This is a genomic window from Cryobacterium frigoriphilum (assembly GCF_004403305.1).
In the GTDB taxonomy this organism is placed as follows: domain Bacteria; phylum Actinomycetota; class Actinomycetes; order Actinomycetales; family Microbacteriaceae; genus Cryobacterium; species Cryobacterium frigoriphilum.
The window spans coordinates 62454-77097 of the sequence record NZ_SOHE01000074.1 but is presented as its reverse complement, the minus strand read 5'-3'; the positions used below and the strand labels follow the sequence as shown (position 1 = coordinate 77097).

Here is a 14644-nt window from a genome sequence, read left to right as displayed (position 1 = left end):
CGCAGCCACCCACGCGGGCGGCGCAGTCACCGGGCGGGCGGCGAGCGGGGCCAGGGTGACGGCGCGTGACGGGCGCGCAGCGGGCCGGGCGCCCGCCGCCGTAGGCTCACAGCATGTACACCGACATGTCCGAGGCGAGCCTGCAGACGCATCGCAGCACGCAGACCGAGCCGCACGACTTCGACGCCTTTTGGGCCGACACCCTGGCCGAGGCGGCGCGGCATCCGCTCGCGGTGACCGCAACCCGGGTGACGGATGCCCCCGGCTCGCCCGCTCTCACCACCCTCGACGTGTACGACGTCACCTTCACCGGTTTCGGTGGTCAGAGGATCAGTGCGTGGCTGCGGGTGCCGGCCGGTACCACGCAGCCGCTGCCGGCCATCGTGCAGTTTCACGGTTACGGCCGCGGACGCGGGCAGGCTTTCGAGAACCTGCTGTGGGCATCCGCCGGCTACGCACACTTCGACATGGACGTGCGCGGCCAGGGCTCCGGCGGCACGACCGGCGTTACGCCCGACGATGACGGTGGCTCCCGCAGCGGCCCGCAGGTTCCGGGCTTCATGACCCGCGGCATCGAAGCACCGGGCAGCTACTACTACCGCCGCCTCTACACGGATGCCGTGCGCGCGGTCGCCGCGGCCCGCGCGCTCGACCTCGTCGACGAGACCCGGGTCGCCGTGATGGGCACCAGCCAGGGCGGTGGCATCGCGCTCGCCGTCGCCGGCCTCGTGCCGGGCCTTGCCGCGGTCGTCGCCCGGGTGCCGTTCCTCTGCGACTTTCCGCGGGCATCCGTCATCACCGACGCCATGCCGTACCGGGAGATCGCCCAGTACCTCGCCGTGCACCGGCTGAGCGTGGCGACCGTCTACGAGACGCTGAGCTACTTCGACGGCGTGAACTTCGCCAAGCGGGCCACCGCGCCGGGCGTCTTCACGGCCGGCCTGATGGATGCGATCTGCCCGCCCTCGACGGTGTTCGGCGCCTTCCACAGCTACGCCGGGCCGAAAGACGTGACGGTGTGGCAGTACAACGGCCACGAGGGCGGAGCCTGGGAAGACGATGCTCTCGCCCTGCGCGCTTTCGCCGAGCACCTGCGCTGATACAGGTGTACCACCGAGTAGGCGGTGGTGCACTCTCGGCATGCCCACCGCACGCCGTCGTTATCAGATCACGGAAACGGACGACATCCTGCGTGCTCTCGATGCCGCCGCCCGCGTCTGGCCCAACGAACCGCGGGCGAAACTGGTGTTACGGGTCCTGCGAGTCGGCGCCGCCGAAGTGTCGCGCCAGGACCGGACGCGGCTGGAGGCGCGGCTTGCCGCACTTCAGCGCGTTCGCGGTCGGTACTCCGAAGGGTTCGATGAAAGCTTCAGAACTCGACTGCTCGACGACTGGCCGGAGTGATCGTTCTCGACGCGAGCGTCATCATCGCGTTTCTCAACACGTCTGACGTCAGCCATGGCGCCTCTGCGGTTCTGTTGAGTCAGAACCTGGATCGCGGCTTCGCGGTGCATCCCTTAACGCTCGCCGAAGTCCTGGTAGGCGGCGTGCGCCTGGGGCGGGCGAGCCAACTGCTGGCTGACCTCACCGAGATGGGCATCGGAGCGCTCACGCCCGCTCGCGACGAGCCCATGCTCCTGGCCGAGCTGCGCGTGACGACCGGCTTGACCATGCCGGACTGTTGTGTGCTGGTCGCCGCTCTGCAGGAGTCCGCCCCGCTGGCAACCTTCGACGCCGCGCTCGCCCGCGCCGCGGTCGCGCTCGGACTGCGCGTCGTGCCACCTCGAGCCGGACCAGGCGATGGCGACGGTTGCGCATCTGGGCCTGCACGTGCGCGATAAGGGGCTGCTCTTCTCGGCACTGGCTCGGCCGTCCGCGAGCATGTTCGGTGACGACGCCTACGAAACACTTGAGCTCAAGGCAGCCGCGCTGTTTTCGTCACTCGCGCAGAATTATCCGCCCTTCGATGGGAACACGCGCCTGTCCTGGATGCTAACGCTCGCGTTCCTGCGCCTCAACGGGTTTCGCGTCGTCATGACCAGTGACGAAGCCTTCGAGTTGGTGCTGGCCGTCGCGCAGGGGCAGCTGAGCCTGGAGCAAACGGCGGCGGCGCTGGCCCGCGTACTGGTCCCAGCCGCCGACTAAATGACGCGAGTGAGCAGTTGTCGCGCTTCCCGAGCGTGGGAAGCGCCACAACTGCTCACTCGCGCGAATGCATCCTCTACTTGACGGTAACCGGGGTGCGCACCGTCTCGGCGGCGGCCACGAGCGCCGAGGCGACCGGCTGCAGGCGGGTGAGCTGCGTGACGTGGCCCGGGGTGAGTTCCTCGAGCGAGTTGACGCCGAGCAGGCGCATGGTGCGGGCGACCTGCTCCGAGAGAATCTGGATGGTGCGGTCGACTCCGGCCTCTCCGCCGGCCATCAGGCCGTACAGGTAGGCACGGCCGATCATCGTGAAGCGGGCGCCGAGGGCGATCGATGCGACGATGTCGGCCCCGGACATGATGCCCGTGTCCAGATGAACCTCGGTGTGCTGCCCCACCTCGCGGGCGACGTCGGGCAGCAGGCGGAACGGGATCGGGGCGCGGTCGAGCTGGCGGCCGCCGTGATTCGACAGCGTGATGCCGTCGACGCCGAGGTCCACCAGACGCTTGGCGTCGGAAAGGTTCTGCACGCCCTTGACGACGATTTTTCCGGGCCACTGCGCCCGAATCCAGGCGAGATCCTCGAAGTCGACGGTCGGGTCGAACATGCTGTCGATCAGCTCCGCGACCGTTCCGCTCGACCGGTCAAGGCTCGCGAACGACAACGGCTCGGTGGTCAAAAAGTTGATCCACCACTCCGGGCGGGGCAGGGCGTTGACCACGGTGCCCAGGGTCAGCGCCGGCGGAATCGAGAAGCCGTTGCGCTTGTCGCGCAGCCGGGCTCCGGCGACGGGAACGTCGACGGTCACCAGCAGGGTGTCGAAGCCGGCCTTCGCGGCCCGGTCGACGAGGGCCATCGAGCGGTCGCGGTCCTTCCACATGTACAGCTGGAACCAGTTGCGGCCATGCGGGTTCGCGGCCTTGACCTCTTCGATCGAGGACGTGCCCATGGTCGAGAGTGAGAAGGGGATGCCGGCGCGGCCGGCCGCACGAGATCCGGCGACCTCGCCCTCGGTCTGCATCATGCGGGTGAAGCCGGTCGGCGCGATGCCGAACGGCTGGGCGACGGGGGCGCCGAGCACATTCCAGCCGGTCGACACGGTCGACACGTCGCGCAAAATCGAGGGGTGAAACTCGATGTCTTCGAAGGCCTGCCGCGCCCGGGCGAGCGAGATCTCGGCCTCGGCGGCGCCCTCGGTGTAGTCGAACGCGGCCTTGGGGGTGCGCTTTTTGGCGATCGTGCGCAGATCCTGAATCGTCAGCGCGGCGGCCAGTCGACGCTTTCTGGCATTGAGCTCGGGGGACTTGAACTGCATGAGCGGGGCGAGATCTTTGATCTTCGGGATGCGTCGTTGAACCATGTCGGTGTCCTGTCTGTCGAGAAGGGAGGGGCGAACCTAGAGTGTGGGAGTCGTGCTGGTGAGCTGGGTTTCGGCGTAGTACCCCGCGATGTGGCCCTGCACGGCCAGGCGGGCACCCTCGGGGTCGCCGGCGGCGATCGCGGCCAGAATGGCCCGGTGTTCGAGCCGCAGGCGAGCGGATGTCGCCGGCCACGACACGAGGCCGGCCAGCCCCGCACGCGCATAGCCCTCGATGGCACTGCGCAGCCCGGCCATCGTCGCCGTCACGACCTGATTGCCGCCGGCCTCGGCGAGCGAGAGGTGAAACTGCGCGTCGAGGGCGAGAAACTCGGCTTCGGTGAGCTCGGGCCGGTCCATCGCGGTCAGCAGCACGCGGGACTCCGTCAGGTCGGGGCATCCGTCGGCGACCGCGTCGCCCGCCCCACCGAACGGACCGGGGGCGCAGCGCTCGGCGAGGTCGGACACGACCGAGCCCTCGAGCACGAGGCGGGTCTTGACGACGTCGGCGACCGGAAATCCCTGGGCGGCGACCTGCAGGCGCATCAGGGCGGACATGCCGCCACCGGGCAACGCGACGATGATCGCGCCGGCCGAGGGGCCGGAGCCCACACTGGTGCGGATCAGGCCGAGCACCTCGAGCACCCGGATCGCCTCGCGCACGCTCGAGCGGCCGACGCCGAGCTCGACGGCGAGCTGTCGTTCGGGCGGCAGGTGGTCGCCGGGGCCGAGGCGCCCGCTGAGCAGGTCGAGTTCGACGCGGTCGAGCACGAGCTGCCAGGCGCGTCGTTCGGTGCCGGCGGTAGTGGTCACGGGGGCTCCTCGGCGATGAGTCGGACGGTACGAAAAATGGTGTGGTCAGACCACAAGTGGTCTGACCACACCATACACGTAATCGCGGCCCCCGTCGAGACCCGTGGCGCCCGTCGAGGGCGATCGTGTTTCCGCGTGCGCCGCCGCGTCGGGTTGCCCGGTGAGGGCCACCAGGTCGGCGGCGCGGTCCGCGCCGCCGACCTCCGTTGCCCGTCGCTAGTTTTCGGGGCGGTCGCGGTCGATCGGCTGGGTGTCGTAGCCGCCCGCCGGCTCGGCCTGGGCGGCCTCGGTCGCCATGCCGCGTGCGCGTGACGCCTCCGACCAGGTCTCGGCCGGCTGGGCGCCGGTCTGTTCACCGGCCCCGGCGAGCCCCTGAGAGGCCTCGAGAACGATCATGAACTCACGCATCCACGCTGCGTTGTCGGGCCAGGCTCGCCCCGACACGAGGTTGCCGTCGACGATGCCGGCACCGTTCTCGAAGGTTCCGCCGCCGAGTTCCACGTCGATCTGCAGCGCCGGGTAGGCCGAGGTGGTGCGCCCGTGCAGCACACCCGCGGCCGCGAGCAGCAACGGCCCGTGGCAGAGCGCCGCGACCGGGGCGTTGGTCTCGAAGAAGTGCCGCACGATGCGCTTGGCGTCATCGTCGTTGCGGATGTACTCGGGAGCCCGTCCGCCGGGCACCACGAGGGCCACATAGTCGGACGGGTCCACATCGCGAAAGGCCACGTCGGCGGGCCAGGTGTGGCCGAGCTTCTCGGTGTAGGTGTCGAAACCGTCGATGAAATCGTGCACAACGAACTGCAGGCGACGCTTCTCGGGGGCGGCGATGTCGACCTCGTAGCCCGCCTCCAGCAGGCGCTGGTACGGGTAGAACACCTCCAGAGTCTCGGCGGCGTCCCCGGTCAGAATGATCACTTTGGGCATAGCAAACCTCTCCGTCTGTGGTGCGGCCAGTCGTGTGCCGCGCCACCACTGTCGACCCGAAGTGGCTCGGGGGCAAGGCCCCGCGCCTAATCCGCCGAGGCGTGCAGGTCAGAGCGTGGCGGGTGCGCCCAGAACGACGTTGAGCGGCTCGTCGCCACGCTGCATCCGCCGAATCTGCTCGCGCAGCAGCCGCACCATGCGCGGCAGCATCGCGGTCGAGGCGCCGCCGACGTGTGGGCTGATCAGAACGTTGGACAGCGCAAAGAGCGGATGTCCGTCCGGCAGCGGCTCCGGATCGGTCACGTCGAGGGCGAGCCGCAGCCGACCGCTGCTCGCGTGCGCCAGCAGCGCCTCGGTGTCGGCGACCGGGCCGCGGGCGATGTTCACGAGCAGGGCGCCATCGGGCATCCGGGCGAGAAAGGCGTCGTCGACGAGGTGATGTGTCTCGGTGGTCAGCGGCACGGCGACGACCACGATGTCGGCCTGGGGAAGCAGTTCGGCGAGCTCGCCGAAGGCGTGGACCGGACCGGTCTCGTCGCTGCGGGCGGTGCGTGCGACACGTACGATCGTGGTCTCGAACGGCAGCAGACGGGCCTCGATCGCCCGGCTGACGCCGCCGTAACCGAGCAGCAGCACGGTGCGGTCGGCGAGGCTTGCGTGCTGCTGATCCGGGCGGCTCCATTGGCCGGCATCGGCGTCACGCACGAAGTTCGGGATGCCGCGCTGCGAGGCGAGAATCAGACCGACCGTGAGTTCGGCGGTCGAGGCCTCGTGCACACTCGCCGCGTTGGCGAGCAGGTTTCCGGCGGGCAGTACGGCATCGGCGCCGTCGTAACCGATCGCCTGGCTCTGCACGAGCCGCGTCTGCACTCCGGCAAGGTGGGCGAGCTTGCGGGTGGCGCCCATGTAGGGCATCACGACGAGGTCGATCTCGGGAACCGGCGCCGGGCCATCCAGCGCCCACTCGATCAGGTCGACGCCGTCGGGCAGCTCCCCGAGCGCGTCGCGCAGAGTGTGATCGGGCACGCTGACAAGAATTCGCTGGTTAACCATCCCCTGAGCCTAAGTGCCGCGGGCACGACCAGGCACGACCAAGCACGGCCAGACACGACCAGACGCGGGCGAGGGGCACCCGTGCGGGGGAGGGGCGGGAGTATTCTGAAGGGATGCGTACGAGCACCGACGAAGCCACAGCCCACCACGAAGACACCGGATTTCTGGGGCAGCCCCGATCCCTGGCCCATATCTTCGGCGTCGAGATGTGGGAGCGCTTCTCGTTCTACGGCATGCAGGGCATCCTGTTGTTGTACTTGTACTACTCGGCGGCCGATGACGGCCTGGGCATTCCGCAGGCCACCGCTGCGGGCATCGTCGGCGCTTATGGCGGCGGCGTGTATCTCTCCACGATCCTCGGCGCCTGGGTCGCCGACCGGCTGCTCGGCTCAGAGCGGGTGCTGTTCTACAGCGCGATCGTCATCATGCTCGGCCACATCGCCCTGGCCCTGTTGCCGGGCGTGATCGGCCTCGCCGTGGGCCTCATTCTGGTCGCGGTCGGCAGCGGTGGACTGAAGGCCAACGCGACCTCCGTCGTCGGCACGCTGTATGCAGCGGATGATCCCCGTCGCGACGCCGGGTTCTCGATCTTCTACCTCGGCATCAACCTCGGCGCGTTCTTCGGACCCATCCTGACCGGCCTGCTGCAGACCACGCTCGGCTTCCACTACGGCTTCGGGCTCGCCGCGGTCGGCATGGCGATCGGCCTCACACAGTACTCCTTCGGCCGTAAGCGCCTGCCCGAGGCGGCACGCGTGGTGCCCGACCCGCTGCCGCGCGAACGCTACAACCGCTACATCGTCATCGCCCTCGTGGCCGTCGCGATCATCGTGGTTCTCGTGATGACCGGGGTCATCACCGCCTCCAACCTCGTCACGATCGTGATCGGGCTGACCATCGTCGCGACGATCTCGTACTTCATCGTGATCCTGACCAACCGGCAGATCTCGACCGTCGAGCGCAAGCGGGTTTACGCCTTCATTCCGCTGTTCATCGCGAGCGCCGCGTTCTGGTCGCTGTACCAGCAGCAGTTCACCGTCGTCACGATCTACGCCGACGAGCGCCTCAACCGCGACCTGTTCGGCTGGGAGATGCCCGTGTCCTGGGTGCAGTCGATCAACCCGGTCTTCATCATTCTGCTGTCGGGAATCTTCGCCGCAATCTGGACGAAGTGGGGCACCAGACAGCCGTCCACACCGGTGAAGTTCGCCTTCGGCACGGGCATCATGGGCATCGCGTTCCTGCTGTTTCTGCCCTTCGCGGGCGGCGCCGCCAACTCGACCCCACTGCTGGCGATGGTCGGAATTCTGCTCGTCTTCACCGTCGCGGAGCTGCTGCTCTCCCCGGTTGGGCTTTCGGTCGCCACCAAGCTCGCGCCCGGAGTGTTCAAGACCCAGATGGTGGCGCTGTTCTTCCTCTCCGTCGCGCTCGGATCGGCCGTGTCCGGCCTGCTCGCCGAGTGGTACGCGACCGTCGACGAGACCCTGTACTTCGGGGTGCTGGGCGGCATCGCCATTCTGCTCGGCCTCATGCTCGCCCTCGTCGCCCGACCGGTGCTGCGCCTGATGGGCGGCGTGCGCTAGCTCCCCACGCCCCGCCCGCTCGCTCGCCCGCCCGCCGCAGGGCGCTGCCTCCGTGGCTAATTCAGGACATCCGTCGCGGGGTGCTCGCCGCAGGGCCGGAGCAGTGGGACGCTGGCGCCTCGCCCGCGCAGATTTCCTGAATTAGCCCCCGCGAGGGCCGGCCTCTAGCGTGAGCTGGTGCCCTCGATGATGGAAATCTCGCGGGTGGCCGTGTCCACCGCGTCGGTGCTGTGGCCGGCGGATGCGGCGGCGGATGCGGCGGCAGCGGATGCGCCGGCGGCGGCCGTGCGCTCCGGCTCGCGGCCGTCGCCGGCGTGCAGAATCAGCACCCGCGGGGCCGTGCGCAGCCGCAGCCGTACCCGTAGCTCGCGGTAGCGGATCATCCAATACAGCAGCGCGGCAGCGGCCAGCAGCCCCGAGGCGCTCGCGAGACCGAGCGCCCAGCGGGGGCCGAAGGCATCCGCTACCCAGCCGACGAGCGGCGCGCCGAGCGGGGTGCCGCCGACGAAGATGGCCATGTAGAGCGCCATCACCCGGCCGCGCATGTCGGCCTGGGTCGTGGTTTGCACGTAGGCGTTCGCGGTCGTCATGAGGGTCAGCGACGACAGGCCGACGAGGGCGAGGGAGACCGCGAAGCTGCCGTAGGTGGGCATGAGGGCCGCGAGGGCGCAGGAGACTCCGAAGAGCGCGGCCCCGCCAATGATCATGCGCAGCCGGGCCTGACTGCGGCGGGCCGCGAGCAGCGAACCGATGACCGCGCCGATCGCCATGATCGAGCTCAAGAGGCCGAACTCGGTCGCGCCCTTGCCGAACTCGATTGTCGCCATGGTCGAGGTGAAGATGGCGAAGTTGAGACCGAAGGTGCCGATCAAGAACACGGCGACCATGACGACCATGATGTCGGGGCGGCCGCGCACGTAGCGGAACCCGGCGGCGAGCTGCCCGCGCTCGCGACTCGCGGTGGGCTGGCGCCGCAGCAGGTGCGTGCGCAGCAGCAGCATCGCGGCGACCGTGGCGGCGAAGGTGACGGCGTTGATCATGAAGACCCAGCCGGCGCCGACAGCGACGACGAGCAGGCCGGCGGCGGCCGGGCCGATCAGGCGGGCGCCGTGGAACGACGCCGAGTTGAGGGCCACGGCGTTGCTGAGGTTGTCCTCGGAGACGAGCTCGGAGACGAAGGCCTGGCGGGCGGGCGCGTCGATCGCGGCGACGACTCCGAGGCCCAGGGCGAAGAGGTAGACGTGCCAGAGCTCGGCGACGCCGGTCACGGTCAGAATACCGAGGCCGAGGGCCAGCAGCCCCATCAGCGCCTGGGTCAGAATCAACAGCTTGCGCCGGTTGAACCGGTCGGCGATGAGGCCGGCCCACGGCATCAGAATCAGCATCGGGCCGAGCTGCAGCGCCATCGTGATACCGACCGCGGTCGCGTTGTAGTCGGTCAGCTCGGTGAGCACGATCCAGTCCTGGGCGGTGCGCTGCATCCAGGTGCCGATGTTCGAGACGAGGGCCCCGGCGAACCAGATGCGGTAATTGATGACGCTCAGGGAGCGGAACATGGCACTCAACTGTTGGCGAGCTCCTTCATGATTGACGTGGCATCCGCGAGCGTGCGGCGCTCTGCGGGCGAGAGCCGGATGAGTCGCTGGGCGAGCCAGGCCTCGCGGCGTTTGCGGGTTTCGCGCATGATGTCCAGGCCCGCCGGGGTGGCCGTGAGCACGACCTTGCGGCCGTCGTCGGCGACGCCGGAGCGGTCGACGAGGCCGGCGGTGACGAGCGCGTGTACCGTGCGGGTCATCGACGGCGGGGTGACGTGCTCGTGTTCGCTGAGTTCGCTGAGCGTCAACGGGCCCTGCACGAACAGGCTTCCGAGGGCCGAGAACTGGCTCGCGCTGAGTTCGTTGTCGGCCTTCTCCTGCCGCAGTCGACGGGCCAGACGGCCGTTGGCCATGCGAAAGTCGTGGCTGAGCTCGGCGACGGTGCTCTCGTGGCCGGGAGCGTCTGCCGAGTGGTGCGGCGTGGTGTCCTGGGCGGTGTCGGCATGTGCCGTGTCGGTGAGCATCTACTTAGCGTAGCAAATTAGCCTTGCTAAGTATTCCCGACAATACGCATAAAGTGGGTGCGGGCTCTCGATCCGGCGGGGCCGAGGGTACAGACTGTCTGCGTGCCCACCTACACCGATGTTTACGGCGTCACCATCACCTACTACGTCTGGCCGGTCGACGCCCCGCGCGGGGTCGTGCAAATCGCCCACGGCGTGGGCGAACATGCCCGGCGTTACACGCGGCTCGCCGCGGCCCTCAACGCCGCCGGCTACACGGTCTACGCCGACGATCACCGTGGTCACGGCCAGACCGGACTCGGCCAGTACGCTGGTGACCATTCCCGGCTCGGCCGGCTCGGCGTCGGTGGGGTGCGGGCGGCGGCGGCCGGTGTGCGGCAGCTGAGTGGCATCATCCGGCTGGCAGAACCCGGCTTGCCGCTGATTCTGCTGGGGCACAGCTGGGGATCGTTCCTGGCGCAGATGATCATCAATGCGCACGCGGGTGAGTACGACGCGGTCGTGCTGTCGGGCACCGCGTACCGCTGGCCGGGCTACCTCGACAGCGGCGACCTGAACCGTCGTCACAAACACCTCGGAACGACCGGCGTGGAGTGGCTGAGCCGTGACCCGGCGGTCGCGGCGGCCTTCGTGGCCGACCCGCTGACCACCGCGACGCCGCTCGCCAAGCTGTTCGGGCTGCGGGAGGCGGCCCGGCTGTTCGGGCGCCCGGCCCGCGGGCTGCCGACCGCGCTGCCGCTGCTGATGCTCGTCGGCGGCGACGACACCGTCGGCGGTGAACGCAGCGCCGCCCGACTCGCCGAGGCCTACGTGGCCCGGTCCGGACTGCGCGATGTGCGCCTCGTCGTCTACCCGGGCGCCCGGCACGAGGTCTTCAACGAGACCAACCGCGACGAGGTGATCGCCGACCTGCTGCACTGGCTCGATCAGCACCTGCCCGTCGTGCCCGCGCCCGCTGCTCGTGACGACAAGCGGGCGGATTGACGCGAAGTCGCGCAGCGGCGGATGAAACGGCCCCGTTTGGTCGCGCCATCCGCTTTTCGCAACGGATGGCGGGCGGCGGCATCCGCTGCCCGCGCGTGCGGTTAGGCTGGCTGAATGCACGGAGAATATAAGGTTCCGGGCGGCAAACTTGTCGTCGTCGATCTCGACGTGGTCGATAACACGATCGCCAATTTCGGGCTGGCCGGGGACTTCTTCCTCGAACCCGACAGCGCGCTCGACGACATCAACGAGGCCGTGAACGGCCTCTCCGCCGACAGCGACGCGGCGAGCATCACCGCCGCCGTGCGCCGCGCCCTGCCCGTTGGGGCGAGCCTGCTCGGTTTCTCGCCCGAGGCCGTCGCCGTCGCCGTGCGTCGCTCTTTGGCCAGAGCCAGCAGTTGGCGCGACTACGACTGGAAGATCATCCACTCGGGGCCCGTGCCCCCCGTCATGCAGATGGCCCTCGACGAGGTGCTCGCGACCGAGGTCGGCGAGGGCCGCCGCCAGCCCACCCTGCGCATCTGGGAGTGGAACGAACCGGCCGTCGTGATCGGCAGCTTCCAGTCCCTCAAGAACGAGGTCGACCCCGACAATGCCGAGAAGTTCGGCTTCAGCGTCGTGCGTCGCATCAGCGGCGGCGGCGCCATGTTCATGGAGGCCGGCTCGGTCATCACCTATTCCATCTACGCACCGAGCGACCTCGTGCAGGGCATGAGCTTCGCCGATTCGTACGCGTATCTCGACGAGTGGGTCATCACCGCCCTGAAATCGCTCGGCATCGATGCGTACTACCAGCCGCTCAACGACATCACGAGCCCCAAGGGCAAGATCGGCGGTGCCGCCCAGAAGCGCCTCGGCAGCGGCGCCGTGCTGCACCACGTCACCATGAGCTACGACATGGACGGTGAGAAAATGGTGCAGGTGCTGCGCATCGGCCGCGAAAAGCTCAGCGACAAGGGCATCACGAGCGCCGCCAAGCGCGTCGACCCGCTGCGCAGCCAGACCGGCCTCAGCCGCGCCGAGATCATCGAACGCATGAAGGCGACCTTCGTCGGGCTGTATGGGGCGACCTCCGGCGACATCACCGCCGAGGAATACGCGAAGGCGACCGAGCTGGTCACCACCAAGTTCAGCACGGACGCCTGGCTGACCCGGGTTCCCTGAGACCGCTCCCGGCGAGCCATGGATACACTGGCCCGATGGACTGGTGGCTTCTGATCGGCGCGGCGGTCGTCGTCGTGCTCGGTTATCTGGCCGACCGTGTGGGCTGGATCGACCTCTCGAACAAGAATCGCCGCAGCGGAACCGGGGCGAGCCTTGTCGGAATGGGCGACGAGGTGTTCGCGCCGAGCCGGTACGAGGCCGCGATCGAGCTCGAACGCCAGACCGTGCTGCCCGCCCCCGCCCCGCTCGCCGGTGACGGTGACAAGGGAATCTACGACGGTCGCATTCGCATCGAACTCTAGCGGCCGCGGGTCAGCAGATCGTGGTATTCGGCGTGCCGGTCGATCCAGTGCGCCACGTACGGGCAGTCCGGCACGACGGTGAGGTCGGTGCGGGTGCGGGTGTCATCGAGGGCCTGTTCGATGAGGATGCTGGCGAGCCCGTTGCCCCGCCGGGCCGGGTCGACCTCGGTATGGGTGAAGTGGATGTTGCGGCCGGAGACCGAGTAATCCGCCAGGCCCACCGTCTGGTCACCGAGCAGAAGGGTATAGCGGGAGCAGGACTCGTCGTGCCGCACGACCGCGCCGGAGGTAGTGGGCGGGGTCGTAACCGGGGTTGGTGTCGATTTTGTCATCCGCACAGACTATGCCGCCTGACAGAATAGACGAATGCCAACCGCGTGGTCACAGACAAGTCCCAGCCGGGTGATTCACGCCGACAACCTCGAGGTTCTACCGAATCTCCCCGACGCGGCGTTCACCCTGATCTACCTCGATCCCCCCTTTAATACCGGTCGCAGCCAAAAACGGCAGACCACGACGTCGGTTCGTGCCGCGGCAGGGGGAGCGAGCGCCGCCGGAACCATTACCGGATTCAAAGGCCAGCGCTACGAGCGCATCAAGGGTGACCTGCTCGGCTACGACGACGCCTTCGAGGACTACTGGGCCTTTCTCGAGCCGCGACTGATCGAGGCCTGGCGCTTGCTCGCCGACGACGGCACCCTCTACCTGCACCTCGACTACCGCGAGGCGCACTACGCGAAGGTGCTGCTCGACGCCCTCTTCGGCCGGGACTGCTTTCTCAACGAACTGATCTGGGCCTACGACTACGGAGCGAAGTCGAAGAGTCGCTGGCCGACCAAACACGACACGATCCTCGTCTACGTCAAGAACCCGCAGGCCTACTACTTCGATTCGACGACGGTCGACCGCGAGCCTTATATGGCTCCGGGGCTGGTCACCCCGGAAAAAGTGGCGAAGGGGAAGCTGCCGACGGATGTCTGGTGGCACACGATCGTGTCGCCCACCGGCAAGGAGAAAACCGGTTACCCCACCCAGAAGCCGGTGGGCATTCTGCGCCGCATCATCCAGGCCTCGAGCCGCGAGGGCGACTGGGTGCTCGACTTCTTCGCCGGCAGCGGCACCACCGGAGCGGTCGCCGCGGCGCTCGGTCGGCGTTTCGTGCTGGTGGACCAGAACCCCGAGGCACTCACGGTGATGCGTGCTCGGTTCGCGCTCGTACCCGACGTGCAGATCTTTCCGCACGGGCTCGGCGGCCCCGTCGAAGCCGCCGACGCCGCCGTCGACCCGAACCACCTGGATTTCCCCCCGACCGAGGGGCTTGGCAGACTGGTTTCATGAGATTCCGCGTATTCACCGAACCCCAGCAGGGCGCCAGCTACGACGATGTGCTCGCGGTCGCGCAGGCCACCGAACGGCTCGGCTTCGACGCGTTCTTCCGCTCTGACCACTATCTCGCCATGGGAGACGGCTCAGGCCTGCCCGGCCCGACGGATGCCTGGACCACCCTGGCGGGGCTCGCCCGCGAGACGGAACGCATCCGTCTCGGCACGCTCGTGTCCTCGGTCACCTATCGGCCGCCGGGCATCCTCGCCATTCAGATCGCCCAGGTCGACCAGATGTCCGGCGGCCGGGTGGAGCTCGGTCTCGGCACCGGCTGGTTCGAGAAGGAGCACCTCGCCTATGGGATCCCGTTCCCTCCCAAGCGGTTCGGCATGCTCGAGGAGCAGCTTGAGATCATCACCGGGCTGTGGAACACCCCGATCGGCGAGAGCTACAGCTTCGATGGGGAGCATTACACGCTGATCGAGTCGCCGGCCCTGCCGAAGCCGACGCAGGCCCGCGTGCCCGTCATCGTCGGCGGCGGAGGAGCCCGCCGCACCCCGGCGCTCGCCGCGCGCTTCGCGACGGAGTTCAACCTGCCCTTCCCCGAATTCGCCGACATCGCCGGCAAGTTCGCGGGCGTGCGGGCCGCGTGCCAGAGCATCGGCCGTGACCCGGATTCGTTGGTGTACTCCGCCGCACTCATCGCGGTGGGCGGGGCTACCGAGGTCGAGTTCGCGCGTCGGGCCGCGGCGATCGGCCGCGAGCCGGCCGAGTTGCGCGCGCACGGCCTCGCCGGCACGGCCTCGGAGATCGTCGACCGCCTCGGCGCGCTCGCGGCCGACGGCGTCGAGTGCGTGTACCTGCAGATCATGGACCTCTCCGACCTCGACCACCTGGAGTTTCTCGCCGCCGAGGTTGTGCCGCAGCTGCGCTGAGC

At 68.7% G+C, this 14644-nt stretch carries 17 protein-coding genes; 10 read left to right on the top strand and 7 right to left on the bottom strand.

Annotated elements, in window-relative coordinates; all coding sequences use genetic code 11:
• Window positions 1-113 precede the first annotated feature (113 nt).
• Genes E3T55_RS17445 through E3T55_RS17430 form a run of 4 tightly spaced genes read left to right on the top strand, consistent with a single transcriptional unit; the run spans window position 114 to window position 2145 of the window.
• A complete protein-coding gene (locus E3T55_RS17445) occupies window positions 114-1100 on the top strand; it encodes an acetylxylan esterase (RefSeq protein ID WP_134520817.1) in 987 nt (328 codons plus the stop codon).
• A 40-nt stretch (window positions 1101-1140) separates the two neighbouring features.
• Window positions 1141-1404: a hypothetical protein gene (locus E3T55_RS17440; RefSeq protein ID WP_134520816.1), complete on the top strand. Its 264-nt coding sequence runs from the start codon at window positions 1141-1143 to the stop codon at window positions 1402-1404.
• Complete coding sequence (locus E3T55_RS17435) at window positions 1401-1841, top strand: type II toxin-antitoxin system VapC family toxin (RefSeq protein WP_166791825.1); 441 nt, start codon at window positions 1401-1403, stop codon at window positions 1839-1841. Before E3T55_RS17440 ends, E3T55_RS17435 begins: the two co-directional genes overlap by 4 nt.
• On the top strand, window positions 1801-2145 hold the full coding sequence (locus E3T55_RS17430; RefSeq protein WP_134520814.1) for a type II toxin-antitoxin system death-on-curing family toxin: 345 nt from the start codon (window positions 1801-1803) through the stop codon (window positions 2143-2145). Before E3T55_RS17435 ends, E3T55_RS17430 begins: the two co-directional genes overlap by 41 nt.
• Before the next feature lie 76 nt (window positions 2146-2221).
• On the opposite strand, the gene E3T55_RS17425 is transcribed toward E3T55_RS17430, so the two are convergent.
• The 4 genes from E3T55_RS17425 to E3T55_RS17410 form a co-directional block, all read right to left on the bottom strand.
• A complete protein-coding gene (locus tag E3T55_RS17425) occupies window positions 2222-3505 on the bottom strand; it encodes an alpha-hydroxy acid oxidase (RefSeq protein WP_134520813.1) in 1284 nt (427 codons plus the stop codon).
• Between the two features lie 36 nt (window positions 3506-3541).
• Entirely contained in the window at window positions 3542-4315 is a 774-nt protein-coding gene (locus E3T55_RS17420; protein WP_134520812.1) for a FadR/GntR family transcriptional regulator, read from the bottom strand.
• A 216-nt stretch (window positions 4316-4531) separates the two neighbouring features.
• Window positions 4532-5239 (bottom strand): DJ-1/PfpI family protein, encoded by a 708-nt coding sequence (locus E3T55_RS17415; protein WP_134520811.1) that lies wholly within the window; start codon window positions 5237-5239, stop codon window positions 4532-4534.
• 108 nt (window positions 5240-5347) lie between these two features.
• On the bottom strand, window positions 5348-6292 hold the full coding sequence (locus E3T55_RS17410) for a 2-hydroxyacid dehydrogenase (protein WP_134520810.1): 945 nt from the start codon (window positions 6290-6292) through the stop codon (window positions 5348-5350).
• A 113-nt stretch (window positions 6293-6405) separates the two neighbouring features.
• Between E3T55_RS17410 and E3T55_RS17405 the strand changes: the two genes are divergently transcribed.
• Window positions 6406-7875: a peptide MFS transporter gene (locus E3T55_RS17405; RefSeq protein ID WP_134520809.1), complete on the top strand. Its 1470-nt coding sequence runs from the start codon at window positions 6406-6408 to the stop codon at window positions 7873-7875.
• Between the two features lie 164 nt (window positions 7876-8039).
• Here the strand turns inward: E3T55_RS17405 and E3T55_RS17400 are convergent, their stop codons facing one another.
• The gene (locus E3T55_RS17400) at window positions 8040-9440 is read right to left on the bottom strand and encodes an MFS transporter (protein WP_134520808.1); all 1401 of its coding nucleotides are present in this window, start codon (window positions 9438-9440) and stop codon (window positions 8040-8042) included.
• On the bottom strand, window positions 9437-9934 hold the full coding sequence (locus E3T55_RS17395) for a MarR family winged helix-turn-helix transcriptional regulator (protein WP_134520807.1): 498 nt from the start codon (window positions 9932-9934) through the stop codon (window positions 9437-9439). The genes E3T55_RS17400 and E3T55_RS17395 overlap by 4 nt, the downstream gene beginning before the upstream one ends.
• A 102-nt stretch (window positions 9935-10036) precedes the next feature.
• Between E3T55_RS17395 and E3T55_RS17390 the strand changes: the two genes are divergently transcribed.
• The 3 genes from E3T55_RS17390 (at window position 10037) to E3T55_RS17380 (ending at window position 12384) form a co-directional block, all read left to right on the top strand.
• Entirely contained in the window at window positions 10037-10918 is an 882-nt protein-coding gene (locus tag E3T55_RS17390) for an alpha/beta fold hydrolase (protein ID WP_134520806.1), read from the top strand.
• 114 nt (window positions 10919-11032) lie between these two features.
• Window positions 11033-12082 (top strand): lipoate-protein ligase LplAB, encoded by a 1050-nt coding sequence (locus E3T55_RS17385; protein ID WP_134520805.1) that lies wholly within the window; start codon window positions 11033-11035, stop codon window positions 12080-12082.
• Between the two features lie 35 nt (window positions 12083-12117).
• The gene (locus tag E3T55_RS17380) at window positions 12118-12384 is read left to right on the top strand and encodes a hypothetical protein (protein ID WP_134520804.1); all 267 of its coding nucleotides are present in this window, start codon (window positions 12118-12120) and stop codon (window positions 12382-12384) included.
• On the opposite strand, the gene E3T55_RS17375 is transcribed toward E3T55_RS17380, so the two are convergent.
• Window positions 12381-12716, bottom strand: coding sequence for a GNAT family N-acetyltransferase (locus tag E3T55_RS17375; RefSeq protein ID WP_134520803.1), 336 nt, complete (start codon window positions 12714-12716; stop codon window positions 12381-12383). The two genes, E3T55_RS17380 and E3T55_RS17375, sit on opposite strands and share 4 nt — an antisense overlap.
• A 34-nt stretch (window positions 12717-12750) precedes the next feature.
• On the opposite strand from E3T55_RS17375, the gene E3T55_RS17370 reads away from it, so the two are divergent.
• Window positions 12751-13722 (top strand): DNA-methyltransferase, encoded by a 972-nt coding sequence (locus tag E3T55_RS17370; protein ID WP_134520802.1) that lies wholly within the window; start codon window positions 12751-12753, stop codon window positions 13720-13722.
• On the top strand, window positions 13719-14642 hold the full coding sequence (locus tag E3T55_RS17365; RefSeq protein WP_134520801.1) for an LLM class F420-dependent oxidoreductase: 924 nt from the start codon (window positions 13719-13721) through the stop codon (window positions 14640-14642). The genes E3T55_RS17370 and E3T55_RS17365 overlap by 4 nt, the downstream gene beginning before the upstream one ends.
• Window positions 14643-14644: the final 2 nt, after the last annotated feature.

What these genes read in the sequence shown, in the direction of transcription:
- E3T55_RS17445 (WP_134520817.1), top strand. Translation starts at nt 114, where the DNA reads ATGTACACCGACATGTCCGAGGCGAGCCTGCAGACGCATCGCAGCACG.
- E3T55_RS17440 (WP_134520816.1), top strand. Translation starts at nt 1,141, where the DNA reads ATGCCCACCGCACGCCGTCGTTATCAGATCACGGAAACGGACGACATC.
- E3T55_RS17430 (WP_134520814.1), top strand. Translation starts at nt 1,801, where the DNA reads ATGGCGACGGTTGCGCATCTGGGCCTGCACGTGCGCGATAAGGGGCTG.
- E3T55_RS17425 (WP_134520813.1), bottom strand. Translation starts at nt 3,505, where the DNA reads ATGGTTCAACGACGCATCCCGAAGATCAAAGATCTCGCCCCGCTCATG.
- E3T55_RS17415 (WP_134520811.1), bottom strand. Translation starts at nt 5,239, where the DNA reads ATGCCCAAAGTGATCATTCTGACCGGGGACGCCGCCGAGACTCTGGAG.
- E3T55_RS17410 (WP_134520810.1), bottom strand. Translation starts at nt 6,292, where the DNA reads ATGGTTAACCAGCGAATTCTTGTCAGCGTGCCCGATCACACTCTGCGC.
- E3T55_RS17405 (WP_134520809.1), top strand. Translation starts at nt 6,406, where the DNA reads ATGCGTACGAGCACCGACGAAGCCACAGCCCACCACGAAGACACCGGA.
- E3T55_RS17395 (WP_134520807.1), bottom strand. Translation starts at nt 9,934, where the DNA reads ATGCTCACCGACACGGCACATGCCGACACCGCCCAGGACACCACGCCG.
- E3T55_RS17385 (WP_134520805.1), top strand. Translation starts at nt 11,033, where the DNA reads ATGCACGGAGAATATAAGGTTCCGGGCGGCAAACTTGTCGTCGTCGAT.
- E3T55_RS17380 (WP_134520804.1), top strand. Translation starts at nt 12,118, where the DNA reads ATGGACTGGTGGCTTCTGATCGGCGCGGCGGTCGTCGTCGTGCTCGGT.
- E3T55_RS17375 (WP_134520803.1), bottom strand. Translation starts at nt 12,716, where the DNA reads ATGACAAAATCGACACCAACCCCGGTTACGACCCCGCCCACTACCTCC.
- E3T55_RS17370 (WP_134520802.1), top strand. Translation starts at nt 12,751, where the DNA reads ATGCCAACCGCGTGGTCACAGACAAGTCCCAGCCGGGTGATTCACGCC.
- E3T55_RS17365 (WP_134520801.1), top strand. Translation starts at nt 13,719, where the DNA reads ATGAGATTCCGCGTATTCACCGAACCCCAGCAGGGCGCCAGCTACGAC.